The following is a 26,623-nucleotide window of genomic DNA, read 5'->3' as shown; positions in this document are numbered from 1 at the left end:
TTCCAGATGTATCGGAAATATTTGCTTTGCGCTTTCAATTTTTTGAAAACTGGCCCGGAACGGCGGTGCATCCCACTGGGCACGGCACGCGTCGCTCCAGTCGATCCAAGAACGACCAGTCCAACTGGAGACATCCGCCATGCATCACGCTTCGCCTCCGCCGGCCTCGCCTCGCATCCGGCGTCAACAGACCATTGCGATGGTCCTGTTGGTCCTCAGCGGCGTCATCAATTACCTTGACCGCGGCACCCTTGCGGTTGCAAACGAGCTGGTCCGTGCGGACATGGGGCTCAGCATGGGGCAGATGGGTGTTCTCCTGTCCGCGTTCTCCTGGACATACGCGATCTGCCAGTTACCCATCGGGGCGCTGGTCGACCGCATCGGTCCGCGATGGCTGCTGGGGGCCGGCCTCGTGGTCTGGTCGGTTTCGCAGGCTGCAGGCGGTCTCGTATCGACGTTCGGCTACTTCATCGTTGCGCGCCTGGTACTGGGTATCGGGGAGGCGCCTCAGTTTCCGTCGGCCGCGCGCGTCGTCGGAAACTGGTTCCCGCCTTCGTCGCGCGGCACGCCGACCGGGATCTTCAATTCGGCGTCGCCCCTTGGCATCGCACTCGCGCCGCTGGTTCTCTCGCCGTTGATCGCAGTCTTGAACTGGCGCTGGGCCTTCTTCGTGACGGGAGCCGCCGGCCTTGTCGTGGCCGTGATCTGGATCGCCGTGTATCGCGACCCCGTCAAATCGCGGATGACCGCGGAGGAGCGCGCGTATCTCGACTCGGGCGTGGAAGCCGGCAAGCCGCCGGCTCACGTCAGCCTCGCCGAGTGGCGCGCGCTGTTCTCTTACCCGGCGACCTGGGGCATGCTGATCGGATTTTTCGGGTCGGTCTATCTGAACTGGGTCTATCTCACGTGGTTGCCGGGCTACCTGAGGACGGCACGTCACATGAGCCTCGCGCAGACGGGCTTCGCCGCGGCCGTGCCGTTCTTCTGCGGCTTCCTTGGCGCACTGGTTGCCGGCTGGGTGTCCGATCGCATCGCAAGCCGCAGTGCCACGCCTGTCGGCGGGCGCCGAAATGCGATGGTGTTCGCGATGCTCGGGATGGTTGTCTTCACCGTGCCGGCGACATTTGTCGAAAGCAACACCGTTGCGCTCGCATGCGTTTCCGTCGTCATCTTCCTGGCCAATGCATCGTCGGCCTGTGCCTGGTCGCTGGCGACGGTGGTCGCGCCGCCCAGCCGGATTGCATCGCTCGGTGCGATCCAGAACTTCGGCGGGTTTCTCGGCGGCGCCCTGGCACCTCTGCTGACCGGATATATCGCGCAAACCTGGTCCTTCGTGCCCGCTCTTCTGACCGGCGCCGGCATCGCCCTCGTCGGGGCAATGTCGTATCTGTTCCTCGTGCGCAAGCCCATCCCGGAACGCGGTTCGGGCGTCGACATCACCCGTCTGCAAGCATCGAGCTAGCGGCCGTCGCGAATCGAATCGGGGTCATGCATGCGCCGGACGCGTGTGACCCGCAACATCCGACCTTATCGACAGGAGCATTGAGCCATGGCCGTCGCAACGGTTGCAGGGCAACAGACGGACAGACGTATCGTGCGTATCAGCCTCGGCGAGCGCAGTTATCCCGTCATGATCGGGCGCGGGTTGTTCGACGATCCTGCGGTCTGGGACTTCGCGGGACAAGGCGAGAGCGCCGCGATCGTGACGAATGCCACCGTGGGGCCGTTGTACGCACGCGCCCTCGCGCGCGCAATCTCGGAGCGCTATCGGCGCGTGATCCACATCGAACTCGACGACGGCGAGAAGTTCAAGGACACGGCGTCGCTGAACAGGATCTTCGATGGTCTCGTCGACGGGCGGGCCGACCGCAAGACGGTGGTATTCGCGTTGGGCGGCGGCGTCGTTGGCGACATGGCCGGTTTCGCGGCCGCGTGCTACATGCGCGGCATCGAATTCGTGCAGGTGCCGACCACGCTGCTGGCGCAGGTGGATTCGTCGGTGGGCGGCAAAACGGCGATCAATCATCCGCGTGGAAAAAACATGATCGGTGCGTTCCATCAGCCGCGCCTGGTCGTTGCCGATCTCGACACGCTGTCGACGCTTCCCGCGCGAGAGTTTTCCGCCGGGCTCGCCGAGGTGATCAAATATGGTCCGGTTCTGGACATCGCGTTCTTCGACTGGATCGAAGCCAATATCGATGCGCTGACGGGGCGCGACGAACAGGCGCTGGGTTATGCGATTCAACGCTGCTGCGAGTTGAAGGCCGAGGTCGTGGCAAAGGACGAAAAGGAAGCAGGTGCCCGCGCGGTGCTGAATTTTGGACACACCTTCGGTCATGCGATCGAGACGGGCGTCGGCTATGGGGTGTGGCTGCATGGCGAAGCGGTCGGGTGCGGGATGGTGATGGCGGCACAATTGTCGGCTCGGCTCGGGCTGATTTCCGACGATTTCGTGCGCCGACTGACTGCGACGATCAAGCGCGCGGGCCTTCCGGTCGTCGGCCCGAAGCTCGGCGCCGACCGATACATCGAACTGATGCGCCACGACAAGAAGTCCGAGCGCGGCGAGATTCGTTTCGTGCTCATCGACGGGAGCGGACGCGCATGGATGCAATCCGCGCCGGACGAACTGGTCCGCAGCGTTGTGGAAGCCAACTGCTAAGGATGTAAAACCATGTCGGACAAGCCCATCATCTGCCTCGGTTCTGCCCTGTGGGACACCATCCTGCAGGTTGACCATATCCCGTCGCACGGCGGAAAGATCCTGCCGACTGCCGCGGTGCAGGCCGCATCGGGCATGGCGACGGTTGCGGCGGTCACCATCGCGAGACTGGGCGGCCGCGTCAGCCTGTGGAGCCGGATCGGCGACGACCCTGTCGGTCAGATGTTCCTGGAAGATCTTGCTCATGAAGGCGTCGACACCACGGCAGTCAGGCGCCAGCCGCATGTGCGCACGCCGTTTTCCACCATTCTCGTCGACCGCAATGGCGAGCGGCTGGTCGTGCCGTACTTCGACCCGAATCTGGATACCGACACGGCTTCGCTGCCGTTGCATGAAGTGGCCGGTGCCGGCGCCGTGCTGTGCGACATGCGGTGGACGCAGGGTGCGGCGCGGCTCTTTGAAGAGGCCCGGCGGCATGGCGTTCCCGCGATCCTCGACGCCGATGTCGCGCCTGTCGACGATCTGCGTTTCATGATGCCGTTGGCCGATCACGTCCTGCTGTCGGAGCCGGCATTGCATTCGCTCAGCGATGCAGTGCTGCCGGAAGAGGCGCTCAAGGAGGTGGCCGCAACCCTGAGCGCCAGTGTCGTCGGCGTGACCCTCGGGGCACGAGGATCGATCATTTGGGAGAAAGGCGATCATGGCGGAACGGTGCGGCACTTCCCCGCGATCAAGATTCGTGCCGTGGATACGCTGAATGCGGGCGATGTGTGGCATGGGACCTATGCATACGGGATGACACGCGGCTGGAATCTCGAGACAACCGTTCGCGCGGCAAGCGTCGCCGCCGCAATGAAATGCGAGCACTTCGGGGGGCGCGCCGGTGCGCCGCGATGGCAGGCTCTGGAAGAGCGGCTCAGCGCCACTCAACATCTATTGTGTTAGCAGGCGAGGGGCCGGCGGGCCGCGCGCGAGGCGTGCCGCATACGCCGCCCGGCATGCAGCAAGTCGGCTGGCGCGATGCACGGCCCGTGTCGCATTCAAGCCGTCGAATTCATTTCGCGATGCGTCACGCTGAAATGACCGAGAAAATCTCGCACCCGGCGTTTTTCAAGCGAGTCGGCATATCGATTTCGACAGACGCAAAAAAATAATGCAGGGCTCTTGCAGGGCGGCAGGCCTTCGGCTGTCTCGGCCCGCGAGGTCTGACGGTCGCGGGCCTTCCCGGCGCGGTGATCGCATGCGTGCCCGATCGGGCTGATGGCCCGGATCACGACGGCATGCGTTGATTTCAGAATTGAAATATCAATTTCATCCATGAGACGGTGCGGGACCGGATCGCGCATCCGGTCACCGCCCATCAACGCCGTCCGTCCGACCGGCGACGTGGCCTGCTTTTTGCGTAACCGGAGCGACATTCTCGATGTCTTCTCGTCCGACCGGTCTTTCCACATGGAACGATACGAACCCGGCAGTTCGAGGGACGACCCGCTTTCCAATCGAAAGGTGATGCAATGACTGGCTACGGCAAACGAAACCCGGTATCCGGGAACGACGCGCGTCGCGTTGTGCAGGAACACGTGACGGACGCGAATCCATCTGCCATGACATCCGGGCGCTTCGGCGAACGACGCCGCGATACGAACTGGGCCTGGGCGAAAGGCGCGACAGGCTACGACTGGATGGATCACGCACCGCTTTTCGACCACCGCGACTGATCCTGTCGCGAGCCCGGCCGTGGCGCGGGTCGCCGTGTGTCGACCGACGGCCGGCCGGCGAGCCGGTCCCTCGTTTTCGCCTGGTCGGCTGGATACCATTCATCGTCGCGACGGTTATAGCGGCCCTCGGGCGATATGGCGAACATGTCGACTGGCGAAAGCCGGGACGATGCAACCGCGAATGACCGATGCGACGATCCGCACGCCGCCCAGTGAAGCAAGCGGGTGGCGGACGGCGCATCGGCGTGCTTGATTCAACTATTCACTATCCATGGCTGCCGTGACGCCCACTCCCATCCAGTCCATCCTGATCGCGAACCGCTCGGAAATCTCGATTCGCGTGATGCGTGCCGCCGCCGAGCTGAACATCCGCACGGTGGCGGTGTATTCGAAGGAAGACCGCCTCGCGCTGCATCGCTTCAAGGCGGACGAGAGTTACCTGATCGGCGAGGGCAAGAAGCCGCTCGCCGCGTATCTGGACATCGACGACATCCTGCGTGTCGCGCGGCAGGCGAAGGTCGACGCGATTCACCCCGGTTACGGCTTCCTGTCCGAGAACCCGGACTTCGCGCAGGCCGTGATCGATGCGGGCATCCGCTGGATCGGCCCGTCGCCGGACGTGATGCGCACGCTCGGCAACAAGGTGGCCGCGCGCAACGCGGCGATCGCCGCCGGCGTGCCGGTGATGCCCGCGACCGCGCCGCTGCCGGGCGATCTCGACGCGTGCCGGGCGCTGGCCGCGGAGGTCGGCTATCCGCTGATGCTGAAGGCGAGCTGGGGCGGCGGTGGACGCGGGATGCGCGTACTGGAAAACGCTCGGGACCTCGAAACCCTGCTGCCTGTCGCGCGCCGCGAGGCGCTGGCCGCATTCGGCAACGACGAGGTGTACGTCGAGAAACTCGTGCGCAATGCGCGGCACGTCGAGGTGCAGGTGCTCGGCGACCTGCACGGCACGGTCGTGCATTTGTACGAGCGCGACTGCACGGTGCAGCGACGCAACCAGAAGGTCGTCGAACGCGCACCGGCGCCATATCTCGACGACGCGGGCCGGCAGGCGCTGTGCGAATCCGCGCTGCGCCTGATGCGCGCCGTGGGCTATACGCATGCAGGTACCGTCGAATTCCTGATGGATGCCGACACCGGCCAGTTCTACTTCATCGAGGTGAACCCGCGCATCCAGGTCGAGCACACGGTGACGGAGATGATCACCGGCATCGACATCGTGAAGGCGCAGATTCGCATCACGGAAGGCGCCCGTATTGGTCTCGCCGAGGACGCAACGGACGGCGACGGCGCGCTTGTCGCACGTGCGGCAGGCGTGCCGGAACAGCAGGCGATTCCGCTGAATGGCAACGCATTGCAATGCCGGATCACGACCGAGGATCCGGAGAACGACTTCCTGCCCGACTACGGGCGGCTCACCGCGTATCGCAGCGCGGCGGGCTTCGGCGTGCGCCTCGATGCCGGCACCGCCTATGGCGGCGCGGTGATCACGCCGTACTACGACTCGCTGCTCGTGAAGGTCACGACCTGGGCGCCGACGGCGGCCGAATCGATCCACCGGATGGATCGCGCGCTGCGCGAGTTCCGCATTCGCGGCGTCACGTCGAACCTGCAGTTCCTCGAGAACGTGATCAATCACCCGGCCTTCATCGCGGGCGACGTGACGACGCGCTTCATCGACAAGACGCCGGAGCTGCTCGCATTCGCGAAGCGCGGCGATCGCGCGACGAAGCTGCTGCGCTATCTCGGCGAGCTGAACGTGAACGGAAACGCCGAGATGAGCGGCCGCACGCTGCCGGCACTGCCGTTGCCGAAGCCGGTGTTGCCGAAGATCGATACGGCCGTGGCGATTCCTGCGGGCACTCGCGATCGCTTGCGTGAGCTTGGTCCCGAGAAATTCGCGCGCTGGATGCTCGACCAGAAGCAGGTGCTGCTGACCGACACGACGATGCGTGACGCGCACCAGTCGCTGTTCGCGACGCGCATGCGCACCGCCGACATGCTGCCGATCGCGCCGTTCTATGCGCGCGAGCTGTCGCAGCTGTTCTCGCTCGAATGCTGGGGCGGCGCGACGTTCGACGTCGCGCTGCGGTTCCTGAAGGAAGACCCGTGGGAGCGGCTCGCGCTGCTGCGAGAACGCGTGCCGAACATCCTGTTCCAGATGCTGCTGCGCGGCTCGAACGCGGTCGGTTATACGAACTACGCGGACAACGTCGTGCGCTTCTTCGTGCAGCAGGCGGCCAGTGCCGGCGTGGACGTGTTCCGCGTGTTCGATTCGCTGAACTGGGTGCGCAACATGCGCGTGGCGATCGATGCGGTGGGCGAGAGCGGGATGCTGTGCGAAGGCGCGATCTGCTACACCGGCGACCTGTTCGACACGTCGCGTTCGAAGTACGACCTCAAGTATTACGTCGGCATCGCGCGCGAGCTGCAGCAGGCCGGCGTGCACGTGCTCGGCATCAAGGACATGGCCGGCATCTGCCGTCCGCAGGCGGTCGCGACGCTCGTGAAGGCGCTCAAGGAAGAAACCGGGCTGCCCGTGCATTTCCATACGCACGACACGAGCGGGATCGCTGCGGCGTCGGTGCTCGCGGCGGTCGGTGCGGGCTGCGACGCGGTGGACGGCGCGCTCGATGCGATGAGCGGGCTCACGTCGCAACCGAACCTGTCGAGCATCGCGGCCGCGCTGGCCGGCAGCGAACGCGACCCTGGGCTGGATCAGGACCGCCTGCACGAAGCATCGATGTACTGGGAAGGCGTGCGCCGCTATTACGCGCCGTTCGAATCGGAGATCCGTGCAGGCACGGCCGATGTCTATCGCCACGAAATGCCGGGCGGGCAGTACACGAACCTGCGCGAGCAGGCGCGCTCGCTCGGCATCGATCATCGCTGGACCGAGGTGTCGCGTGCGTATGCGGACGTGAACCGCCTGTTCGGCGACATCGTGAAGGTCACGCCGACGTCGAAGGTGGTCGGCGACATGGCGCTGATGATGGTCGCGAACGATCTCGGCGTGGACGACGTGCGCAGCCCGGATAAGGACATCGCGTTTCCGGAATCGGTCGTGTCGCTGTTCAAGGGCGAGCTGGGCTTCCCGCCCGACGGTTTCCCGGCGGAGCTGTCGCGCAAGGTGTTGAAGAGCGAGCCGCCGGCGCCGTATCGCCCGGGCGACCAGATTCCGCCGGTCGATCTGGACGCGGTGCGCAAGCAGGCCGAGGCCGCGTGCGAGCAGCCGCTCGACGATCGGCAACTGGCGTCGTACCTGATGTATCCGAAGCAGACGGTCGACTACTACGCGCACGTGCGCGCGTACAGCGACACGTCGGTGGTGCCGACGCCCGCGTTCCTGTACGGGCTGCAGCCGCAGGAGGAAGTGGCGATCGACATCGAGCCGGGCAAGACGCTGCTCGTGTCGCTGCAGGGGCAGCACGCCGATGCGCAGGACGGCATCGTGAAGGTGCTGTTCGAACTGAACGGTCAGTCGCGTTCCGCGCTGATCGAGCAGAAGATGGTCGTGCAGGCGGGCAAGGAGCGCCACGGGCTGCAGCGCGCCGATCCGGGCAATCCGCTGCACGTCGCGGCGCCGATGCCGGGCTCGGTGGTGACGGTTGCCGTGCAGCCGGGGCAGCGCGTGGCGGCCGGCACGACGCTGATCGCGCTGGAGGCGATGAAGATGGAAACCCACATCGCGGCGGAACGCGATTGCGAAATCGCGGCCGTGCACGTGAAGCCCGGCGAGCGGGTCGCGGCGAAGGATCTGCTGATCGAGCTGAAAGACCCGGCGCAATGAGTGTTGCCGCGCTCGGTCGTCCGTACTGACCGGTGCCGGGCATCGCAGCCGGCACGCCGGCCGACCGCGTGCCGGCCGAACCGTTCGACACCGGCTGCCTGCGTGCCGCGACCTGACGACGCGCAGGCGGCCGGCCCGCCGTGCGGTCAGTACGCCGCGTCGCTGCCGTCCTTGTCCGTGACGATCGCCACGCCCGAGCTCGTGCCGAGCCGTGTCGCGCCGGCTTCGAGCATCGCGAGCGCGGTCGCCCGATCGCGCACGCCGCCCGAGGCTTTCACGCCGAGCGTCGGGCCGACCGTGCGGCGCATCAGCGCGACGTCCGCGAGCGTTGCGCCGCCGTGACCGAAACCGGTCGACGTCTTCACGAACGCGACGCCGAGCGCGCGGCACATCTCGCACACGCGCACCTTCTCGTCGTCGGTCAGCAACCCCGTTTCGAGGATCACCTTGAGCGGCACCGTGCCGCATGCGCGGTGCACGGCATCGATATCGGCCTGCACGTCGTCGGCGCGGCCGCTTTTCAGCGCGCCGAGGTTGATCACCATGTCGATCTCGCGCGCGCCGGCCTCAATCGCAGCCGACGCCTCGAACGCTTTCGCGGCGGACAGCCCCGCGCCGAGCGGAAAGCCGACCACCGCACAGACGCGCACGCCTGTGTCGGCCAGCTCGCGCGCGGCGAGCGGCACGTTCGCCGAATTCACGCAGACCGAGTAAAAGCGATGCTCGGCCGCCTGGCGGCAGAGTTCGCGGATCTGCGCGTCGCTCGCTTCGGGCGCGAGCAGCGTGTGATCGATGGTTTGGGCGAGTTGGGCGTTGGAAAGCGGCATGTGTCAGGACTCCACGGATCGTGTGCCGGAAAGGCACACGGAAAGTTGATGTTTTCACATCGGTTTGTTACAAATACGACATTCCGGCCGGGCCTGCGCGCCCGGCACGACGAGCGACGCGGGCGACCCGTGTGACGGGCAGGCAGGATACAGGCATGGAAACGAAGAAGGGCGAACGGATCAGGACGTTGATGAACGTACTGCAAGGGCAGAACGCGATTCATCTGAAGGAAGTGGCCGACCTGTTCGGCGTGTCGGAAATGACGATCCGCCGCGACCTCGCGGATAACCCGCACGGCCTGAGCCTGATCGGCGGCTACGTGACGCGCCATTTCGCCGCGCAACGCAGCGACATCGGCGAATACCTGATCAGCGACGAGAACAACCGGCAGACCGAGGAGAAGCGCCGCATCGGCAAGCTCGCCGCGCAGTTCGTGAAGACGGGCGACACGATCTTCGTCGACTGCGGCTCGACCACGCCGTTCATCGTCGACTTCATTCCGGACGACCTCGAATTCACCGCCGTCTGCAATTCGCTGAACGTGTTCGCGAAGCTGCAGCAGAAGCCGCATTGCAGTGTGATCCTGTGCGGCGGCGCGTATCACCGCAAGAACATGGTGTTCGAGTCGGTGGCCGAGACAGGCATTCTCGATACGGTGCGCGTGTCGAAGGCGTTCATCTCGGCGGCCGGCGTGAGCGAGCGCTGCGGCGTCACGTGCTTCAACTTCCACGAAGTCGACGCGAAGAAGAAGGTGATGGCGCGCGCGCAGAACCGCTTCCTGCTCGTCGATCACACGAAGTTCGACGAAGTGCGCGCCGCGTACTTCGCGGAGCTCACCGACTTCAACTACGTGATCTCCGACGGGCAGTTGAGCAGCCGGTACGAAACGACGATCCGCGAACACGGGATCGCGCTCGTGACCTGACGGCGGGCGGCCACGCATCGCGCTACGCATCGGGCCGTTCCGTCGCGCTCAGACAGCCCGTGACGACCTCGAAGCGGCGCGTCGCGCCCGGCGCAAGCGCCGCGACATGGCCTTTGCGGCGCTCGGCCTCATAGCCTTCCGGCTCGCACGTCGACGGCAGCGCGAACGCGGCCACCTGTTGGTCCGCGTTGTGCAGGATCCAGCGTGTCGCGTGCGGAAACTGTTCGGGACGATACGCGGTGTGGAATGCGCCGCCGTCCGGATGCGCGAGCAGGAAATGCGCGACGCCATGCGCATCCGTTGCCGCGCCGTTCATGAAGAATACGATTTCCGGGTCGTACGGCGCGGCGGCATCGAGCGTCGCGAGCCGTTCCGGTTCGCGTGCGAGCGTGGCCGTGTAGTCGCGCCACGCGGCCGTCGGCTTCACGTGCGCGGGCACGCTGTCGCGCAGCCGCAGGCCGCCGCGCGGCAGCGACTGCACGAAGCGGCCGCCCGGCACGTACGCGTAGTTCAGGTGCGCCATGTACATCAGGTCCATCGGCGTGCCGCCGAGATTCGTCACGTCCATCCCGATCGTCATCTGCGCGTCGTGCTCGGCGAGCCGCACCGACGGGCGCGCGACGTAGTGGCTGCCGAAGCCCTGCACGTATTCGTACTCGCCGGTCACTTCAACGATCGCGCCGTGCGCATCCGTGCCGACGACGAGGCTGGCGCGATCCATCGGCGCGCACGGCATCTCGCCATGCAGCGCGTGCGTGTCGTCCGGGCCCGGGCAACCGTTGCGCAGCAGCCCGCTGTGGAACATGAAGCAGCCGTACGTATCGATGATCGACGCCGCGCGCTTCGGCTGCCGGAACATGTGCTTCATCGTCAGGTCGCAGCCGTCGAACGCGGCGGCCCAGATCATCTGGCCCAGATACGGCAGCACGACGACGTGGCCGCGCCGGTTCTCGAGCTTCAGCGCCTCGACGCCGGACGGATACGCGAACGCGGTGACGGTGACGCCGTCGGCGCGGTACAGCGTGCGCGGCGTGTCGCGGAAGTCGTCGCGGCGCAGTTCGATTTCGCCTCGCATCGTCAGGCTCCCGACGTATTGCGCGTGTCGACGTAGCGCGCGGACGTGCTGCCTTCGCCTGCGGTGTCGGGTATCGCGGCCGGCCGGTGGCGCAGGCAGTAGAAGCCGTAGTAGACGATCACGACGAAGCATGCGAGCGGCACGACGAACGCGAGCTGCATGTTGCCGCCCGTGTGATCGGAGATCAGCCCCTGGATCAGCGGCACGACCGCGCCTCCGACGATGCTCATCACGAGGATCGAGCCGCCGTATTCGGTGTCCTTGCCGAGACCGTCGATCGTGAGGCCGTAGATCGTCGGCCAGCATGGGCCGAGAAACACGCTCACACATACCGCCGCATAGACGGCCGTGATGTCGTGCACGCCGATCGTGTACGCGAGCAGCGCGATGCACAGCACGCCGTAGGCGATCAGCACCTTCGCCGGGCCGACGCGCTTCATCACGAGCGTCGCGATCAGCTTGCCGACGAAGAACGCGAAGAACGTCGCGAGCAGATAGTGCGATGCGCCGCGCTCGTCGAGCCCGCCGATCTGCATTGCGAGCCGGATCGTGAAGCTCCACACGCCGACCTGCGCGCCGACGTACAGGAACTGCGCGACGATGCCCGCGACGAATCGCCGGTTGCCGAACAGTCGCACGAGCGTGCCGCGCGCGTCGATCCGGTGCGCGGCCGCGCCCGAGCCGTTGCCCTTGCAGGCCGGATACGGCGTCAGCGCGAACACGACGAACACAGCCGCGAGCACGACGATCAGCCATTTGTACGGTTCGAGCGTCGCCTGGATCATCGCGAGCTGGTGCTGGTGCGCTTCGGCTGCCGACATCGCCGCGAGCTGCGCGTGCGATGCGTCGCCTTCCTTGAAGATCAGGAAGCTGCCCATGTACACGCCCGCCATCGCGCCGAACGGGTAGAACGTCTGCGAGATGTTCAGGCGGCGCGTGCTGGTGTCGCGCGGGCCCATCAGCGTCGAATACGAGTTCGATGCCGTTTCGAGGAACGACAGGCCCGCGGCGATCACGAACAGCGCGACGAGAAACATTCCGTATTTCGCCATCGAAGCCGCCGGGAAGAACAGCAGGCAGCCGGTCGTGTAGAGCAGCAGGCCGACGAGGATCGTCGTCTTGTAGCTGAACTTCTTCACGACCGTCGCGGCGGGAATCGCGAGGAAGAAGTAGCCGAGATAGAACGCGGACTGCACGAACGCCGATTCGAAATCGGACAGGAAGAACGATTTCCTGAACTGCGCGATCAGCACGTCGTTCAGGTTCGCCGCGGTGCCCCACAGCGCGAACAGGCAGCAGAGCAGCGTGAACGCGAAGAGGGGCGTGCGGTTGAGGTGGTAGCCGTCGGGTGTGTGTTCGATTCTGGCTCGGCTCATGGGTGTCTCCTTCCAGTTGATCTCGTCGATGGACGGCGCCGTTCAGCGGCCGGCGTCGCGCAGAAAGCGTTCGAACGTCGCGGCGTCGGCGTACGACTTTTGCGTGCCGAGGCCCGTGACCGAATGCGCGGCGTACGCCGACGCATGGCGCATCGCGTCGAGCGCGTCGCGCGACGCCGCGTAGCAGCGCGCGAAGCAGCCGATGTACGCGTCACCGGCGCCTGTCGTGTCGCGTGCGTCGACCGGGACGCCCGGCACGTGCCGCGCGCCGTCGCGCGACACCAGCAGCGAGCCCTCGCTGCCGAGCGTGACGAGCACGTGCTTCAGCCCGCGCGCGACCAGCGATTCGGCGGCGCGGGTCGCGCTCTCGCGCGAATCGACCGGCATTCCGGACACGATCGCGAGCTCGGTTTCGTTCGGCACGAAGAATTCGATGGAGCGGATCCGCTCGAAATCGAGGTCGGCGACGGCGGGCGCGGGGTTCAGCAGTACCGGAATGCCGTGCTTCGCGCCGAATTCGATCGCGTGATAGACCGTGTCGAGCTCGATTTCGAGCTGCAGCACGATCAGCGCGCATTCGACGAGCGTTGGCGCGGCCGCGTCGATGTCGGCCGGCCGCAGGTGGCGGTTCGCGCCCTTGACGATCAGGATGCTGTTGCTGGAATCGGGTTCGACGAAGATCGGCGCGACGCCGCTCGGCACGCCGGCGACCCTGCGTACGTGCGTGGTGTCGATGCCTTCGCGCGCGAAGTTGCGGAGCGTGTTGTCGGCGAACACGTCGTCGCCGACCTTCGTGACCATCACGACGCGCGCGCCGAGGCGCGCGGCGGCGACCGCCTGGTTCGCACCCTTGCCGCCGCAGCCGAGCTCGAAGTTCGGCGCCTCGAGCGTTTCGCCCCGGGCGGGCATGCGGGCTACATAGGTCACGAGGTCGACCATGTTGCTGCCGATGACGGCGATTGTCTCCATCTGAGTCTCTTCCTTGGAATGGGGTGGGCCGTGTGCGCGATCGGCAGCGGCCGGAACGAATGATAATAAAATCACAGTAAATGTGAGAATGCAATCTTTCGATGTTAGCCTGGTCACTGTGTGGGAAGAATTCACGAGCGGGATCGCCGTCACGGAGGTAATACATGTGAAGTTGTGGGATGTCGTATGAGAAGGAACAAACGAATCCCGGCAGTCATGTAGGGTTTTACGAGAGGGTCACTTGTATTTGCGTAGCCCAAGTCATATGATGACCGATCATTGGGGCGATCCACTGCACTGCACCGCGTTCGAGCGCAGCGCACCGGCATTGCCCGTCATATCGCGCCTTTCGCAGTCGGCCGCATACGCGCCGCCGACCCGCCGCATCGGGAATCCATTCGTGAAAATCGCCGCCATCGAAGTCATCCGCCTGTCGCTCGCGTTCGACGCGGGCCGTCGTCCTGTCACCGGTGCCGAACAGGCCGCCGCCGATACCTACAACGCCGCCGACCGCACGCTGCGCCGCATGGAATCGCTGCTCGTCAGGCTCACCGACGACGCGGGCCGCGTCGGCTGGGGCGAGGCGTTCGGCCATCTGATCAACCCCGTGACGTACGCGGCGCTCGAAGGTCCGGTCGGCCGCTGGTTCAAGGGCGCCGAATTCGAGCCGACGCGGCAGGGGATCGCCGCATTGCGCGACGCGGCCGACCGCGCGCTGCATGCGTTCGGGCGCACGGGGCCGGTGCTGTATGCGCTGTCCGCGATCGACACGGCGCTGCACGACCTCGCCGCGCAGGCGGCCGGCTTGCCGCTGTATCGCTGGCTCGGCGGCCGTCGCGACGAGATCGACGTCTATGCGAGCCTCGTCAGCTACGACAACGCGCCCGACGAAGTCGCCCGCCATGTGCGACGCGCGTGGGACGAAGGGTTCCGGCGCATCAAGCTGCACGAGACGCAGCGCGAGGCGATCGCGGCCGCGCGCGACGCGTTGCCGGCCGGCGGCGAACTGATGGTCGACGTGAACTGCCCGTGGACCGCGAGCGACGCGCTCGAGCGCGTGAGCGAGTTGGCCGACCTGCGGCTAGGCTGGATCGAGGAACCGGTCTGGCCATGCGACGACGCGCAAGGCATCGCACGCGTGCGCGGCACGGGCGTGCCGGTCGCGGCCGGCGAGAACGCGTCCGGTGTCGCGGGTTTTCGCGACCTGCTCGAACACGGCGCGCTCGACGTTGCGCAGCCGAGCGTCGCGAAGATCGGCGGACCGACCGGCATGGCCGAGGTGATCGCGCTCGCCGCGCATCACGGCGTGCGCGTCGTGCCGCATTGCTTCTATTACGGCGCGGGGCTGCTCGCGACCGCGCACGTCGTCGCGACGCTGCCGGACGATGTCGCGCTGGAAATTCCGTATCTCGACTGGCCCGAGCGGCTGCACGACGCGCAGCGGCCCGGCGCGCGGCTACGCCTGCCCGACACGCCGGGGCTCGGGTTCGCACCGGACGACGCCGTGCTGGCACGCAACACGATCGCGCGCGCGACGCTCGCGTGAGCACGGACCCGCTGCGTGCCACGCAGCAGACGGCGATGCATCGCATCGCACCGGATCGAAGCGCATGAAGCGGCAGCCGACGTCGGCGCCGCAACCGAAAACCATGAAGCCGGGCACGCATCGACGCGCTCGCCCCGGTCAACAAGAAGGAGACGACATGAAAACGCATTACCGCTGGTGGGTCGGCGCGCTGCTGTTCGGCGCCGGCATGCTCAACTATCTCGATCGCGCGGCGCTGTCCGTCGTCGCGCCGATCATCAAGCGCGAACTCGGCATCGATGACGCGCAGATGGGCATCCTCTTCAGCAGTTTCTTCATCGGCTACTGCGTGTTCTGTTTCGTCGGCGGCTGGGCCGCGGACCGGTTCGGGCCGCGGCGCGTGTTCGCCTGTGCGGCCGGCGTGTGGTCGCTGTTCTGCGGCGCGACCGCGCTGGCCGGATCGTTCGCGCACCTGCTCGTCGTGCGCGTCGCGTTCGGGATCGGCGAAGGGCCGATGGGGACGACGACGAACAAGGCGATCTCGAACTGGTTCCCGCGCCGCGAGGCCGGCCGCGCGGTCGGCTGGACCAATGCTGGGCAGCCGCTCGGCGCGGCGATCGCGGCGCCGATCGTCGGGCTCGTCGCGCTGCAGTTCGGGTGGCGCGTGTCGTTCGTCGTGATCGCCGCGCTCGGCTTCGTGTGGCTTGCCGCGTGGTGGATCTTGTTCCGCGACGATCCGGCGACCCATCCGCGCGTGTCGCCCGAAGAGGCGCGCGAGATCGTGTCGGACCGGATGATCGACGTCGCGCCCGACGCGCACGCACCCGATCGTGCCGCCCGCCCGCTGCTGCGCGATCTGCTGTCGCGCCCGGTGCTCGGCGTTGCGCTCGCGTTCTTCAGCTTCAACTACGTGCTGTATTTCTTCCTGTCGTGGCTGCCGAGCTACCTGACCGACTACCAGCATCTGAACATCAAGCAGATGAGCGTCGTCGGCATCCTGCCGTGGCTCGGCGCGACCGTAGGTTTCGTGGCCGGCGGCACCGTGTCGGACCGCATCTATCGCCGCACCGGCGACGTGCTGTTCGCGCGCAAGGTCGTGATCGTCGTCGGGCTGGCCGTCGCGGCGGCGTGCGTGCTGCTCGCATCGCGCGTGAGTTCGCTCGGCGCGGCCGTCACGCTGATCGCGATCGCGAGCCTGTTCGCGTTCATGGCGCCGCAGGCGTGCTGGTCGCTGTTGCAGGAGATCGTGCCGCGCGAACGCGTCGGCTCGGCGGGCGGCTTCGTGCACCTGCTCGCGAATCTCGCGGGGATCCTGTCGCCGAGCGTGACCGGCTGGCTCGTCCAGTACGGTGGCGGTTATGCGAGCGCGTTCGTGCTCGCGGGTGCGTCGGCGCTCGCCGGTGCGGTGATCCTGACGTTCGCGGTGCGCGCGCGGGCCGTCGCGCAAATGCGCGGCGCCGTCTGACGAAGCGGCGCGGCGGCGCGTACCGCGCTCATGCGTACGCGCGGATCAGCGTGTCGAGATTGCGTCGTGCGACCGGCGTGAGCGGCGCGAATTCCGCGGACTGAAACAGCGGATCCTGTTCGCGCAGATGTTCGAGCGCTTGCCTGCGCCCGATGCGGAATGCCGCCGACGGCGCGTCGGGATCCTGCGCCCATTCTCGTGCGATCGCACGATCGTATTCGCGCAGCCGGTCGGGTGCGGCCGCGAGGATCGCGAGATCGGCGTCGAGAAAAATCCGTCCGGCGCGCTGCACGTCGGGATCGGCCCCGAACGCGTCGGGCAGCCGGTGCGCTTTCGTCGCGAGCACGAGCGCGTGCGCGATCGAGACGTGCGATGCGTGCGCGCGCCGCCACCCTTCGGTGCAGTGCGTCTGCGCGATCTGCACGAGCCATTGCGCGCTGCGCGCCTCGTTTTCCGCATGGTCCGGCAGCGTCGTCGCATAGACGACGTCGTGCGCCCAGACGGCCAGCTCGATCGCTGGCCACAGCGGCTCGGCACGATACGGCGCGAGATGTTCGAACAGCTCCGCAAGGTGCGCGAGCGTGTGATAGAAGCGCTGCGGCTCGCGATACGCGCGCTCGACGAGCGGCCAGACGGTAGGTGTGCCGAAGCACGCGTCGCAGGAGGCGCGCAACGTATGCGCGAGGTCGGGGGCGAGGTCGTTCATGTCGGCGATCGGCTCGGACTGGCAATGCGCGCAGCATAGCAAACGCGTCGTGCATCCCGCGCGTGATTGTCGACGACTCGTCGTGCGCCGCGCGGGCCCGTGCCCAGCCCGGGCAGACGCCGCACGAGGTGACGGTGTGGAAGGCGCGCGCGCGGTGAGCGGGCGGCTCCCCGGAGCACGCCTGTCGCGCGGGTAGCGGGGACCGCGCCCGACGTGGCCGACAGCGGCCGCTACACGTCGATCACGCCGTGCCCGAGTTCCACCACACGGCCGCCGACGTCGATTGCGCCACGCTCGCTGACCGACAACCGAAGCAGGCAGGGCCGGCCGACGGCTTCGCCCTGTTCGACCTCGAACGCGGCGGGCAGCGCATGACCCGCGGCAAGCAGCCAGCCGCCCAGATTCGCACAGGCCGACCCGGTGCCCGGATCTTCAGAAATGCCGCCGCCCTGTTTCGCAAAGAAATAGCGGGATACCACTTTCTCGGGACGATACGGGTCGAATGCGAACACATAAGCGGTCTTGCGGCCGAGGCTGCTGGCCGGCCAGCGATCGAGGTACGTGCTGTCGGGCCGCGCGCGGCGCACGGCTGCGGGGGTTTTGACGGCGACCAGCAGCTGGTCCGCGCCGGTGTCGACCCAGAGCGGCGGCGCGAGCAGGTCGTCCGCCGTCAGTCCGAGCATGGCAGCGGTGTCGGTATCGGGCAATGTGCAGGGCGCCGTTTTTGGCATGCCCGAGTGCGGCGGCGTGAACGTCCACACGTCGTCGCTCGCATTGATGTCGACCACGCCGGCCTTGAATTCGAGCGACAGCGCATTGCCTGCCGCGAGCGTGTCGCGCACGACGTGCGCGGTGCCGAGCGCCGGATGGCCCGCGAACGCCATCTCGTAGCCGGGCGTGAAGATGCGCACGCGCGCATGCGCGCGATCCGACGGCAGCACGAAGGTCGTTTCCGACAGGTTGAACTGCACGGCCAGCGCCTGCATGGTCGCGTCGTCCATGCCGCGCGCATCCTCGAACACGCATAACGGGTTGCCGCCGAACGTGGATTCGGCGAATACATTGAGCAGGCGGAACGCGTACGTGGTCATTCGAATCTCTCGTTGGGGCATGACGCAACGGTATTCGTTCGAGGCGATGCCGTCGTCGTGCGATACCGGCATTGTGCCTCGAAGACGCGCAGCAGGTGTCGCGCGACCGCGATCCGCCCGCCTGCCGAATCGGGTCGGAGATTTCGATGCGGGCGCAACGAAGGTGTCCGTCGAAGCGCCGTTTCCGATGTCAATGCGACGACACATAAACGGCATCGTCGAACGCTTCCGGAATCGCGAAGCATTCGCGCATGCGCTTCTTCTCCTGCGCGGGCGTGAGGCCGAACAGCCGCTTGAATTCCCGGCTGAATTGCGACGGGCTCGTATAGCCGACGGCATGGCACGCGGCTTCCGCCGTCAGGTCCCGACGCACCATCAACAGGCGAGCCTGATGCAGGCGCGTCGATTTCAGGTACTGGATCGGCGACACCTGCGTGATCGCCTTGAAGTGACTGTGGAAGCTCGGCACGCTCATCCCGGCTTGCGCGGCCAGTTGCGGCACGTCGAGCGGTTGCGCGTAGCCGGTATGGATCATGCGCAGCGAACGGCCGATCCGGCCGAACTGTCCACGCATCGCGAGCGCGCTTCTCATGGCGCTGCCCTGCGCACCGGTGAGCACGCGGAAATACAGTTCGCGCAGCAGCGCCGGGCCGAGCACCGCCGCTTCGAGCGGACGGTGCATCGCCTCGACGAAGCGCAGCACGCTCGTCTGCATCGCTTCGTCCATCGGCGTCGACATCATGCTCCTGGGCGCCTGCACGGGTTCCGCGGTGCCGTCGCCGTCGATCTGCGCGGCCAGCTCGGCGGCCATCGTGAAATCGAGGTGCAGATACAGCGCAAGCAGCGGTCGCGCGGGCGTTGCATCGGTTTCCATGCTGAACGGCACGGGCACCGATACGGCCAGATAGTGATCCGCGTCGTACAGATAGCGTTCACCGCCGAAGTAGCCTCGCTTGCTGCCCTGGCAGACGATCACGATCCCCGGGTCATACAGCACCGGCGTGCGCGACAGCGCGCGATTCGAGCGCAGGATGCGCACGCTCGGCAGCGCCGTCAGGTTGTAGCCTTCGTCGGGCGCCAGTGCGTTCAGCAGGGCAATCACGCGGTTGCGGTTGCGCACGGACAGTGACGACGATGGGGCGGCGAGGGATACGGTGCTCATAGTTTTATGCAAGAAGATCAGCGGATTCAGACTTATTCGGCGTAGTGAGTCAGACTAACATGCATGCTTCGATCGACATTCGGGAGAAGTTCACATGGCATCCGGCAACCTCATCCTCATCACCGGCGTCAGCAGCGGCTTCGGCCGCGCGCTCGCGCAACAGGCGCTGGCCGCGGGGCATACGGTGGTCGGCACCGTGAGAAGCGAAGCGGCGCGGGCGGCGTTCGAAGCGCTGTCCGCGCAGGCGGCGTTCGCGCGTGTGCTCGACGTGACCGACTTCGAGCGCATCGACGGCGTCGTCGCGGAGATCGAGGCGAGCGTCGGGCCCGTCGACGTGCTGGTGAACAACGCCGGCTACGGGCACGAAGGCATCATGGAGGAGTCGCCGCTGTCGGAGCTGCGCCGTCAGTTCGACGTGAACGTATTCGGCGCCGTCGCGATGATGAAGGCGGTCGTGCCGTTCATGCGCAAACGTCGCCGCGGCCGCATTCTGAACATCACGTCGATGGGCGGCCACATCACGATGCCGGGCATCGCGTATTACTGCGGTAGCAAGTTCGCGCTGGAAGGCATTTCCGAGGCGCTCGGCAAGGAGCTCGAACCGTTCGGCATTGCGGTGACCGCGGTCGCGCCGGGCTCGTTCCGCACCGACTGGGCCGGCCGCTCGATGACGCGAACGCCGCGCGCTGTCGCCGATTACGATGCGATCTTCGATCCGATTCGCCGTGCCCGCGAGGAGAAAAGCGGGCGGCAACCCGGCGATCCCGTGAGGGCGGCTCGCGCGATGCTCACGGTCATCGACGCGGCGCGGCCGCCGGCGCATCTGCTGCTCGGTAGCGATGCGCTCGAACTGGTGCGCGGCAAGTTGTCTGCACTGGAAGACGAAATTCGCGCATGGGAGGCGGTGACGGTCTCCACGGACGGTTGAGGCGCAATGTTCGTGTGCGGCACGCTCATACAGTTAGTTGCATTGAGTGGGCGGCTGTCCGTCGACGACACTCGATGCACATGACGTCGCCCACGCGGAATCCAGTGACCGACGCGAGCGGGTCGGAGCAGAGAATCCGATGCGATATCGGGGCGCGCCCCGTCGCCGGCATGCCGTTCGTACCGGAACCGAATCCGCTTCATGACAGGGTCTCGGTTTTCCGCTACAACGAGGGGGCTGCGTCGATTCGCGCGGTGTGCCGCCGCGCCGCAGCCCGACACCGACCTCCGCCCTGGCGGTCGGCCAGTACGCAATGCCTACCTTATCCCGAAGGAGCCAGCAGCCATGCCGTACATCACTACGAAGGACAACGTCGACATTTTCTACAAGGACTGGGGCTCGAAGGATGCGCAGCCGATCGTCTTCCATCATGGCTGGCCGCTGTCTGCCGACGACTGGGATGCGCAGATGCTGTTCTTCGTCCAGAACGGCTATCGCGTGATCGCGCACGACCGTCGCGGCCACGGCCGCTCGGCGCAGGTATCCGAGGGTCACGACATGGATCACTACGCAGCCGATGCGTTCGCGGTGGTCGAAGCCCTCGACCTGCGCAACGCGGTTCATATCGGTCACTCGACCGGCGGCGGCGAAGTCGCACGCTACGTGGCCCGCCACGGCGAGCCTGCCGGCCGTGTCGCGAAGGCCGTGCTGGTCAGCGCGGTGCCGCCGCTGATGCTGAAGACCGACGCGAACCCGGAAGGCCTGCCGCTCGACGTGTTCGACGGCTTCCGCAAGGCGCTCGCCGACAATCGCGCGCAATTCTTCCTCGACGTGCCGTCCGGCCCGTTCTACGGCTTCAACCGGCCCGGTGCGACGGTGCACCAGGGCGTGATCCGGAACTGGTGGCGTCAGGGAATGGAGGGTAGCGCGAAGGCACACTACGAAGGCATCAAGGCGTTCTCGGAAACGGACCAGACCGAAGACCTGCGCTCGATCTCGGTGCCGACGCTCGTGCTGCACGGCGAGGACGACCAGATCGTGCCGATCGCGGACTCGGCGCTGAAGTCGGTCAAGCTGTTGAAGAACGGCACGCTGAAGACGTATCCGGGCTATTCGCACGGGATGCTGACCGTCAATGCGGACGTGCTGAACGCCGACCTGCTGGCGTTCGTGCAGTCGTGACGAACGCGGCGCATGCCCGTTTCGGCGGGCTGCGCCGGCCGCTTCTTCTCGGCCTTGCCCGGGTGTCGCGCGTTATCCGGAAAGAGTACGGCGGCGCTGGCGCGGTCACCCGGTTCGCAGGTTGCGCGGTGTGTCACGCTTCGTTCGCGGCGTTGTCGCCGAGATCGCCTTCGATCGCGGCCATCAGATCGTCGACGCCCACCATCAACGCGCGCACCTGACGCAGCGCTTCGTACTGGTGCAACACGGCGCGCCACGACGGCTGCTCCAGCAGCGCGTGCCAGATGACGCCGAGGCCGTGCCGGGCGGCATCCTTTTGCCGCGCCGGCGCGCTCGCATAGTCGAGGCTCGCCGGCGCCGACAGCAACTGCATGCGGCTCGCTGCGCCCAGCAGGCGCGGCGCCGGATCTGCCGCTGCATCGCAGCAGTACAGCACCTCGCGTTGCAGCGCCGCGTCGTCGATCGTCAGCGCGTGCAGCGATGCGCCGTGCAGGCGCACCGTGCCTTCGCGTGTGTCGAACGAATAGACGGTGTCCGGATCCGCTTGCGCGAGCAGGCCCAGGCCGCGCGTAAGACGCGGTAAATCGGTCGTCGCCGCATCGGCCGACGCTTTCGCTTCGACGAGGAAGCGGACGTGCCACGCGGCCGACGGATCGTCGCCGCGCGCGCGGTCGAGCAGCACGACATCCCACTCGGTCTTCGCGCGATCATGCTTGCCCGGTATCGACGAGGGCACGCGCATCGACGTGACCACGCGATACGTGCGTTTTGCATCGTCCGCGTCGAGCTGGGCCGCCAACGCGTCGAGCGCCCGCGCGGCCAGTGCTTCGACGGCCGCGCCGCGCCGTTGCGACGTCGCGCCTTGTGCGACGGCGAGCGCGCTGCCTTCGAGCGGGCCCTGGCGTTCCCACAGCGCGCGGTAGTGCCGGACGTCCGGATCCGGCAGCAATGCGTCGAGACGCTGCAGCCGGCCGAGTGCCGGGTTGTCCTTCAGCTTGACGATGTCCTGTTCGAACGCGGCGTCGGTTGCCGTTTCCGGTTGCGCGAGCAACTGTTGCAGCGTGACCTCGAGATCGTCCCACGACGCATCGGTGGCCGCCGCATGCAGCCGCGCAAGCGGCGCGCGTTGCCACGCCTGTGCGTGACGCTCGAGCCGGGCCGGATGCGCGATCGTGTTGACGGCCGAGCGCAGCGTGCGCCGGTCCTGCTCCGCATGCGCGGCGAGCGACGCGTATTCGCGCACGGCTGCCGCGCCGTGCCGCAGCACCGCGGCCTGAAATGCCGGGTCGCCGGAGTGTGCGTCCATGGCGTCGTCGATCATCCGTGCGAGCGTATCGATGAAGCGATGTTGCAGTTCCGGGCCGGGCGTGTGGCCGTCGGCCTGCACGCGGCGCGCTTCCTCGATCACGATCGCGATGACGGTGGCCGGATTCGCGGCGTCGGTCAGCGACGCCGCGCGCACGAGCGGCGGCAACCGGAAGCGGCGATCGACGGTGCGCAGGACTTCATCCAGCAGGGCGGGCAACGGTGTCGGCGGCATGGCGAATGGCGGCTGTGAACGCGGGTCGCGCGGTCGTGACTTGCGATGTGCAACGGTATCACGCAGCGCCGGCATGCAGGGCCGGGCGTTGCGCGGTCGTCGTCATTTGCTGCCCGACAGCGGCGGCCTCGCCGCGCGCGCTCGGCGAGCACCGGATGGCTGCATCCGCATCTGCGTTCCCGTCGATGCCGGCATGACTTTCCCGGCGCGCCCACCGCTCGTCACTTGATCAGAAACTTGCCGAGATCTGCGACGTTCCTGAGCCAGTGCGGCTTTCTTCCACGCCCGGACCACGTTGCGCCCGTGTGCGGATTCCGGTATTTCGCGCCGGTCCGGCCTCGGCTGATCGCCCGGCCGGAAGCGGATGAATCCTCCGCCGACGGCGGAAAAATATCCTGTGCCGTGATCTTGTATGCCGCCGCCGTCGCGCGCATGTCCTCGACGACACGCTGGAATTCCGCGAGACGCGCCGCCTCGACTTCCGCCGTCAGGTTGTGCAGCTGATTCAAAAGCTCCCGATATGAACTCATCCGATTTTCTCCGTCTGTCTTTGGCGGGATGGTGATTGCTTCGCTAAATGGTTCGATCTGATCGCTCGACTTGCTTCGGTTCCGGTCATGCGGCAACGACACGTTGGCGAGCCGGCTGCCGGAGCAGGCGGCACACGGCTCGCTCGACCACGTCGACGCCGATGGCGTCGACTGTCGCGCCGGCCCGCAAGATGACGTGCGGCACGCCGAGCGGATGCCAGCGCAGGTATTTTTCGGGCCGGTCCTCGAACAGCGCGGCGACCGCCACGCCCAGCGCCGATGCGAGATGCACGGGCGCACTGTCGGCCGACACGATGACGTCGAGCAGGCTGGCCGCCGCAATCAGGTCGGACACCGATGACGGTTCGACATGGTGCGCGCTCAGGCCCTGCCATGCGCGCTTCTCCTGCGGGATCGCGGGATCGTGAAACACGATGACGTCGGCCCGTTCTCCGAGTCGTCGGCCGAGATCCCGCCATTTGTCGTCGTGCCAGCGTCGTTCGGCCGCCTTGTTCGACACGAACAGGCCGACGCGCGGCTTCGCGCTCGGGCCGAACCGGCGATGCCACGCCTGCTGGCGGGCACCGTCGGGATATACGGCCAGCGTGAGGCCGTCGAGATTGCAGCGCCCCAGCTCGGGCACGAGCTGAAAACCGGATAACGCCTCGTGGCAGATCGGCCGCGTGTGCGTATGCGCGGGTCGACGGTCGTCGAAGCCGGTGCGCGCGTCGTGCCAGCGGCAATGCCGCACGCCGAGCCACCGTGCGAACCGGACGCTGCTGCGATGCATCCCGCCGTTCGGGACGACGGCGAGATCGAAGCGCAGGCGGCGCAGGCAACGAATCAGCCGGAACCGGTCGACCACCGCGTGCCAGCGGCCCGGACGGTCGTTGCGCTCGCATTGCCGGCTATACACGTACGTATGCACCGCGTGGACGTCCGGATTGCCGGCCAGAACGGACGCGTTGTACCGGTTCGCGACGATGTGGAGTTCCGCATCCGGCCAGCGCTGCTTGAGTGCGCGGAGCAGTGCGGTGGTGCACAGCATGTCACCCAGAAAATCTATCCGGATCACGAGGATCCGATCCATCGCGTGGTGAATGGACATTGATCGCCAGAGGGTGTGGGTAACGAAACGGGGCAACGCGAGAAGGGGGCCGCGCGAGCGGTGTCCTGTTCTACCAGCGGGCATGTTTGTCGAAATGCCGCTTCCATTGACCGACGGTCCAGAGGTGCCAATAGAGCGGGTTGAACACCATCGACAGGTAGGAGACGCCGGGCGGCGTGCCGAGTTGCCGGCAGACGTTCCTGATGCGCCGGGTGCGATACCCATGTATCAGCTTCGGTGTCGATAGCACGACGATCGCGACGATGCACTCGAATGCTTGCATGAACGGCATACCGTTACCGGCCGGGAAATCGGGCGGGCGTCGGCGCGCATTCGTCCCACAGGCCGTGCGCATCGCTCGCGGGCGCGGTGACGGGCGGCACGAACATATAGCCCCTGCCGCGCACGGTCCGGATGTAGCGATGCGGGCGCGCCCCGCGCTGAATGACCGAGCGAAGCCGGAACACGCGCACGTCGAGCCCGCGCTCCGACTGTTCCAGCGCATCCTTGCCGAGCAGCGCGAGCAGGTTCGCGCGGGACAGCACGCGCATCGGGCGCAGCACGAACGCCTCCAGCAGCGCGAATTCGCTGGCGCGCAGGCCGATGTCGCAGCCGTTGCGACGTGCGCATCGCGTGACGAAATCGACTTCCAGGTCGCCGAATCGGCAGGTCTCGCGAGCGGCCGGCAGTTCCTGGACGTACGCGGCATAGCGGCGCAGCACGCATTTGATGCGCGCAACGAGTTCCATCGGATAGAACGGGTCGATCAGATAATCGTCCGCGCCGAGTTCGAGCGCATCGATCTTCTCGGCAATATTCGCATCGCGGCTGAGCATGATCACCGGCATCTCGTAGCCCGCGGCCCGCAGCTTCCGCAGTGCCACGTACACGTCGTCGAACGGCCGGTCCGCCCGCAGCACGATCGCGGACGGCATCTCCTTCCCGACGTGGGCGAGCAGCGACGACGGATCGCGCAGCGCGGACATCTCGATCCGGTACTTGTGAAGGCAGGCGCGCAGCGTATCGCGCAGGCCGCGATTGGGTTCGAGAACGAGAATCCGGGTAGTCATGGGGGTATCGACGATCCTGACTGCAAATCAACGGGCGTGGCACCGCGCCGTTCGGCGCGGCGAGCGCCACGCCGAATGGTGCTCAGGCTAGAGCGCAACTGCGCACCGAGGATGGAGAAATCGAGGAGAAAATATGGAGGTCGCCCAACCCGCCTTCCGGGCGCACCGCATCACGGGTAATCGGCGAACCGGTCACCTCGTGCCTTCTGCGCGGTTGCCGCATAGCCGGGCACCGTGGCGGCGAATTCGCACGCGAGCCCGCTGTCGGCCGTCCCGAATCCCTTCAACTGAAGCTGGACCATGATTCGCGATCCCGCGTGATACGACGACGGGCGATCCGGTCGGCGGCTCAAAGATGGTTGCCGGCAGCGTCGAACTGACGCTGCCGCTGCCGGGTTCCGGTTACGAGCGCACGTTGCGCGTGTTCACGTTCGTCGACGGCGGTAACGTCTGGGGCACCGAAGGCAGCAGTACGGGCACCAACGGGTTGCGCTACTCGTACGGCGCGGGGCTCTCGTGGATCTCGCCGATCGGGCCGCTCAAGCTCAGCCTCGGTTTCCCGATCGTCCGCCACAGTGCCGACAAGTATCAGAAATTCCAGTTTCAGATCGGCACGTCGTTCTGACTGCCGGTGCGCCGCGCCCGGATCGAAAGTCCGACCCGGGCGCGGTGTCCTGACCGATCAGGCGAGGTTCTGCGCATGCGGTACGGCAATCGCTCCCTGCGGGCCGCCTCTTCCCGGCCCCGGGCCCCCGGGGCCGCCGCCCGGGCCGCCGTAACCGCCGCCGCCCGGGCCGAAACAGTACGGCCACCAGCAACATCCGCCGAGCGCCAGCGCCAGCGCGCACAGTCCGATCATTGCAAATGCTTTTTTCATGATGTTCTCTCTCTCGTCTATCGACGGTATGGATCAAGCAGGACGCTTGCGGCGACACCGGCAGCGACGGCTGCCGGCATCAGGGGTTCATCG

Annotated in this window: 25 protein-coding genes and 1 pseudogene; 11 read left to right on the top strand and 15 right to left on the bottom strand. The window is 66.7% G+C overall.

What is annotated here, in order from left to right; genetic code table 11:
• Positions 1-139: 139 nt before the first annotated feature.
• From J7024_RS25900 to J7024_RS25890, 3 genes are all read left to right on the top strand, one after another.
• Positions 140-1,462 carry an MFS transporter gene (locus J7024_RS25900; protein ID WP_124897639.1) on the top strand — a complete coding sequence of 441 codons (1,323 nt, stop codon included), beginning with the start codon at positions 140-142 and terminating at the stop codon, positions 1,460-1,462.
• Positions 1,463-1,549: 87 nt separating this feature from the next.
• A complete protein-coding gene (gene aroB, locus J7024_RS25895; RefSeq protein WP_124897640.1) occupies positions 1,550-2,662 on the top strand; it encodes a 3-dehydroquinate synthase in 1,113 nt (370 codons plus the stop codon).
• Positions 2,663-2,674: 12 nt separating this feature from the next.
• Positions 2,675-3,607 (top strand): PfkB family carbohydrate kinase, encoded by a 933-nt coding sequence (locus J7024_RS25890; RefSeq protein WP_124897641.1) that lies wholly within the window; start codon positions 2,675-2,677, stop codon positions 3,605-3,607.
• Between the two features lie 95 nt (positions 3,608-3,702).
• Here the strand turns inward: J7024_RS25890 and J7024_RS25885 are convergent, their stop codons facing one another.
• Positions 3,703-4,080 carry a hypothetical protein gene (locus J7024_RS25885; protein WP_175770630.1) on the bottom strand — a complete coding sequence of 126 codons (378 nt, stop codon included), beginning with the start codon at positions 4,078-4,080 and terminating at the stop codon, positions 3,703-3,705.
• Positions 4,081-4,176: 96 nt separating this feature from the next.
• Here J7024_RS25885 and J7024_RS25880 point away from each other — a divergent pair, with 96 nt between their 5' ends.
• Both J7024_RS25880 and J7024_RS25875 read left to right on the top strand, forming a co-directional pair.
• Positions 4,177-4,380: a hypothetical protein gene (locus J7024_RS25880; RefSeq protein ID WP_124897643.1), complete on the top strand. Its 204-nt coding sequence runs from the start codon at positions 4,177-4,179 to the stop codon at positions 4,378-4,380.
• 271 nt (positions 4,381-4,651) lie between these two features.
• Positions 4,652-8,173 carry a pyruvate carboxylase gene (locus tag J7024_RS25875; protein WP_124897644.1) on the top strand — a complete coding sequence of 1,174 codons (3,522 nt, stop codon included), beginning with the start codon at positions 4,652-4,654 and terminating at the stop codon, positions 8,171-8,173.
• A 146-nt stretch (positions 8,174-8,319) separates the two neighbouring features.
• On the opposite strand, the gene deoC is transcribed toward J7024_RS25875, so the two are convergent.
• Complete coding sequence (gene deoC, locus J7024_RS25870) at positions 8,320-9,000, bottom strand: deoxyribose-phosphate aldolase (RefSeq protein WP_124897645.1); 681 nt, start codon at positions 8,998-9,000, stop codon at positions 8,320-8,322.
• A 155-nt stretch (positions 9,001-9,155) separates the two neighbouring features.
• On the opposite strand from deoC, the gene deoR reads away from it, so the two are divergent.
• Positions 9,156-9,926 (top strand): DNA-binding transcriptional repressor DeoR, encoded by a 771-nt coding sequence (deoR, locus tag J7024_RS25865; protein WP_124897646.1) that lies wholly within the window; start codon positions 9,156-9,158, stop codon positions 9,924-9,926.
• A 22-nt stretch (positions 9,927-9,948) separates the two neighbouring features.
• Here deoR and J7024_RS25860 read toward each other — a convergent pair whose 3' ends face one another.
• From J7024_RS25860 to rbsK, 3 genes are read right to left on the bottom strand one after another with little or no spacing between them, the layout of a single operon-like run.
• Entirely contained in the window at positions 9,949-11,001 is a 1,053-nt protein-coding gene (locus J7024_RS25860; RefSeq protein ID WP_234745587.1) for an aldose 1-epimerase family protein, read from the bottom strand.
• A 2-nt stretch (positions 11,002-11,003) separates the two neighbouring features.
• Positions 11,004-12,377 (bottom strand): L-fucose:H+ symporter permease, encoded by a 1,374-nt coding sequence (gene fucP / locus J7024_RS25855; RefSeq protein WP_124897648.1) that lies wholly within the window; start codon positions 12,375-12,377, stop codon positions 11,004-11,006.
• Positions 12,378-12,419: 42 nt separating this feature from the next.
• A complete protein-coding gene (rbsK, locus tag J7024_RS25850) occupies positions 12,420-13,346 on the bottom strand; it encodes a ribokinase (RefSeq protein ID WP_124897692.1) in 927 nt (308 codons plus the stop codon).
• 400 nt (positions 13,347-13,746) lie between these two features.
• On the opposite strand from rbsK, the gene J7024_RS25845 reads away from it, so the two are divergent.
• Entirely contained in the window at positions 13,747-14,892 is a 1,146-nt protein-coding gene (locus J7024_RS25845; protein ID WP_175751872.1) for a mandelate racemase/muconate lactonizing enzyme family protein, read from the top strand.
• Positions 14,893-15,049: 157 nt separating this feature from the next.
• A complete protein-coding gene (locus J7024_RS25840; RefSeq protein WP_124897650.1) occupies positions 15,050-16,336 on the top strand; it encodes an MFS transporter in 1,287 nt (428 codons plus the stop codon).
• 28 nt (positions 16,337-16,364) lie between these two features.
• On the opposite strand, the gene J7024_RS25835 is transcribed toward J7024_RS25840, so the two are convergent.
• The 3 genes from J7024_RS25835 to J7024_RS25825 form a co-directional block, all read right to left on the bottom strand.
• Positions 16,365-17,042, bottom strand: coding sequence for a hypothetical protein (locus J7024_RS25835; RefSeq protein WP_124897651.1), 678 nt, complete (start codon positions 17,040-17,042; stop codon positions 16,365-16,367).
• 230 nt (positions 17,043-17,272) lie between these two features.
• Positions 17,273-18,133, bottom strand: coding sequence for a PhzF family phenazine biosynthesis protein (locus tag J7024_RS25830; RefSeq protein WP_124897652.1), 861 nt, complete (start codon positions 18,131-18,133; stop codon positions 17,273-17,275).
• Between the two features lie 190 nt (positions 18,134-18,323).
• Positions 18,324-19,295 (bottom strand): AraC family transcriptional regulator, encoded by a 972-nt coding sequence (locus tag J7024_RS25825; protein WP_234745586.1) that lies wholly within the window; start codon positions 19,293-19,295, stop codon positions 18,324-18,326.
• A gap of 94 nt (positions 19,296-19,389) precedes the next feature.
• Here J7024_RS25825 and J7024_RS25820 point away from each other — a divergent pair, with 94 nt between their 5' ends.
• Together J7024_RS25820 and J7024_RS25815 are read left to right on the top strand one after the other, a co-directional pair.
• A complete protein-coding gene (locus tag J7024_RS25820) occupies positions 19,390-20,223 on the top strand; it encodes an oxidoreductase (RefSeq protein ID WP_124897654.1) in 834 nt (277 codons plus the stop codon).
• Positions 20,224-20,568: 345 nt separating this feature from the next.
• A complete protein-coding gene (locus tag J7024_RS25815) occupies positions 20,569-21,405 on the top strand; it encodes an alpha/beta fold hydrolase (RefSeq protein WP_175761848.1) in 837 nt (278 codons plus the stop codon).
• Positions 21,406-21,538: 133 nt separating this feature from the next.
• Here the strand turns inward: J7024_RS25815 and J7024_RS25810 are convergent, their stop codons facing one another.
• The 6 genes from J7024_RS25810 to J7024_RS37190 form a co-directional block, all read right to left on the bottom strand.
• Positions 21,539-22,945: a 3-deoxy-D-arabino-heptulosonate 7-phosphate synthase gene (locus J7024_RS25810; RefSeq protein WP_124897656.1), complete on the bottom strand. Its 1,407-nt coding sequence runs from the start codon at positions 22,943-22,945 to the stop codon at positions 21,539-21,541.
• Between the two features lie 221 nt (positions 22,946-23,166).
• Positions 23,167-23,577, bottom strand: coding sequence for an H-NS histone family protein (locus J7024_RS25805; RefSeq protein WP_124897657.1), 411 nt, complete (start codon positions 23,575-23,577; stop codon positions 23,167-23,169).
• Positions 23,561-24,583, bottom strand: a complete 1,023-nt coding sequence (locus tag J7024_RS25800; RefSeq protein WP_175761850.1) for a glycosyltransferase family 9 protein — start codon at positions 24,581-24,583, stop codon at positions 23,561-23,563. Before J7024_RS25800 ends, J7024_RS25805 begins: the two co-directional genes overlap by 17 nt.
• Positions 24,584-24,653: 70 nt before the next feature.
• Entirely contained in the window at positions 24,654-24,866 is a 213-nt protein-coding gene (locus J7024_RS25795; protein WP_124897659.1) for a hypothetical protein, read from the bottom strand.
• Between the two features lie 13 nt (positions 24,867-24,879).
• Positions 24,880-25,653: a winged helix-turn-helix domain-containing protein gene (locus J7024_RS25790; RefSeq protein ID WP_124897660.1), complete on the bottom strand. Its 774-nt coding sequence runs from the start codon at positions 25,651-25,653 to the stop codon at positions 24,880-24,882.
• Positions 25,654-25,823: 170 nt separating this feature from the next.
• Entirely contained in the window at positions 25,824-25,955 is a 132-nt protein-coding gene (locus J7024_RS37190) for a hypothetical protein (protein ID WP_261323651.1), read from the bottom strand.
• Between the two features lie 11 nt (positions 25,956-25,966).
• Between J7024_RS37190 and J7024_RS25785 the strand changes: the two are divergent.
• A pseudogene (locus tag J7024_RS25785) lies at positions 25,967-26,278 on the top strand (BamA/TamA family outer membrane protein); the annotation flags it as partial.
• A gap of 57 nt (positions 26,279-26,335) precedes the next feature.
• On the opposite strand, the gene J7024_RS25780 reads toward J7024_RS25785, so the two are convergent.
• On the bottom strand, positions 26,336-26,530 hold the full coding sequence (locus tag J7024_RS25780) for a hypothetical protein (protein WP_175796490.1): 195 nt from the start codon (positions 26,528-26,530) through the stop codon (positions 26,336-26,338).
• Positions 26,531-26,623 lie beyond the last annotated feature (93 nt).

Origin of the sequence: Burkholderia sp. WTPI3 (assembly GCF_021483755.1) — a bacterium.
Classification (GTDB): Bacteria; Pseudomonadota; Gammaproteobacteria; order Burkholderiales; family Burkholderiaceae; genus Burkholderia.
The sequence above is the reverse complement of the archived record's forward strand: the minus strand, read 5'-3'. Positions and strand labels throughout refer to the sequence as shown.

Coding starts and splice junctions, on each gene's coding strand:
- J7024_RS25900 (WP_124897639.1), top strand. CDS start 140: ATGCATCACGCTTCGCCTCCGCCGGCCTCGCCTCGCATCCGGCGTCAA.
- aroB (WP_124897640.1), top strand. CDS start 1,550: ATGGCCGTCGCAACGGTTGCAGGGCAACAGACGGACAGACGTATCGTG.
- J7024_RS25890 (WP_124897641.1), top strand. CDS start 2,675: ATGTCGGACAAGCCCATCATCTGCCTCGGTTCTGCCCTGTGGGACACC.
- J7024_RS25885 (WP_175770630.1), bottom strand. CDS start 4,080: ATGTCGCTCCGGTTACGCAAAAAGCAGGCCACGTCGCCGGTCGGACGG.
- J7024_RS25880 (WP_124897643.1), top strand. CDS start 4,177: ATGACTGGCTACGGCAAACGAAACCCGGTATCCGGGAACGACGCGCGT.
- J7024_RS25875 (WP_124897644.1), top strand. CDS start 4,652: ATGGCTGCCGTGACGCCCACTCCCATCCAGTCCATCCTGATCGCGAAC.
- deoC (WP_124897645.1), bottom strand. CDS start 9,000: ATGCCGCTTTCCAACGCCCAACTCGCCCAAACCATCGATCACACGCTG.
- deoR (WP_124897646.1), top strand. CDS start 9,156: ATGGAAACGAAGAAGGGCGAACGGATCAGGACGTTGATGAACGTACTG.
- J7024_RS25860 (WP_234745587.1), bottom strand. CDS start 11,001: ATGCGAGGCGAAATCGAACTGCGCCGCGACGACTTCCGCGACACGCCG.
- fucP (WP_124897648.1), bottom strand. CDS start 12,377: ATGAGCCGAGCCAGAATCGAACACACACCCGACGGCTACCACCTCAAC.
- rbsK (WP_124897692.1), bottom strand. CDS start 13,346: ATGGAGACAATCGCCGTCATCGGCAGCAACATGGTCGACCTCGTGACC.
- J7024_RS25840 (WP_124897650.1), top strand. CDS start 15,050: ATGAAAACGCATTACCGCTGGTGGGTCGGCGCGCTGCTGTTCGGCGCC.
- J7024_RS25835 (WP_124897651.1), bottom strand. CDS start 17,042: ATGAACGACCTCGCCCCCGACCTCGCGCATACGTTGCGCGCCTCCTGC.
- J7024_RS25830 (WP_124897652.1), bottom strand. CDS start 18,133: ATGACCACGTACGCGTTCCGCCTGCTCAATGTATTCGCCGAATCCACG.
- J7024_RS25825 (WP_234745586.1), bottom strand. CDS start 19,295: ATGAGCACCGTATCCCTCGCCGCCCCATCGTCGTCACTGTCCGTGCGC.
- J7024_RS25820 (WP_124897654.1), top strand. CDS start 19,390: ATGGCATCCGGCAACCTCATCCTCATCACCGGCGTCAGCAGCGGCTTC.
- J7024_RS25815 (WP_175761848.1), top strand. CDS start 20,569: ATGCCGTACATCACTACGAAGGACAACGTCGACATTTTCTACAAGGAC.
- J7024_RS25810 (WP_124897656.1), bottom strand. CDS start 22,945: ATGCCGCCGACACCGTTGCCCGCCCTGCTGGATGAAGTCCTGCGCACC.
- J7024_RS25800 (WP_175761850.1), bottom strand. CDS start 24,583: ATGTCCATTCACCACGCGATGGATCGGATCCTCGTGATCCGGATAGAT.
- J7024_RS25795 (WP_124897659.1), bottom strand. CDS start 24,866: ATGCAAGCATTCGAGTGCATCGTCGCGATCGTCGTGCTATCGACACCG.
- J7024_RS25790 (WP_124897660.1), bottom strand. CDS start 25,653: ATGACTACCCGGATTCTCGTTCTCGAACCCAATCGCGGCCTGCGCGAT.
- J7024_RS37190 (WP_261323651.1), bottom strand. CDS start 25,955: ATGGTCCAGCTTCAGTTGAAGGGATTCGGGACGGCCGACAGCGGGCTC.
- J7024_RS25780 (WP_175796490.1), bottom strand. CDS start 26,530: ATGAAAAAAGCATTTGCAATGATCGGACTGTGCGCGCTGGCGCTGGCG.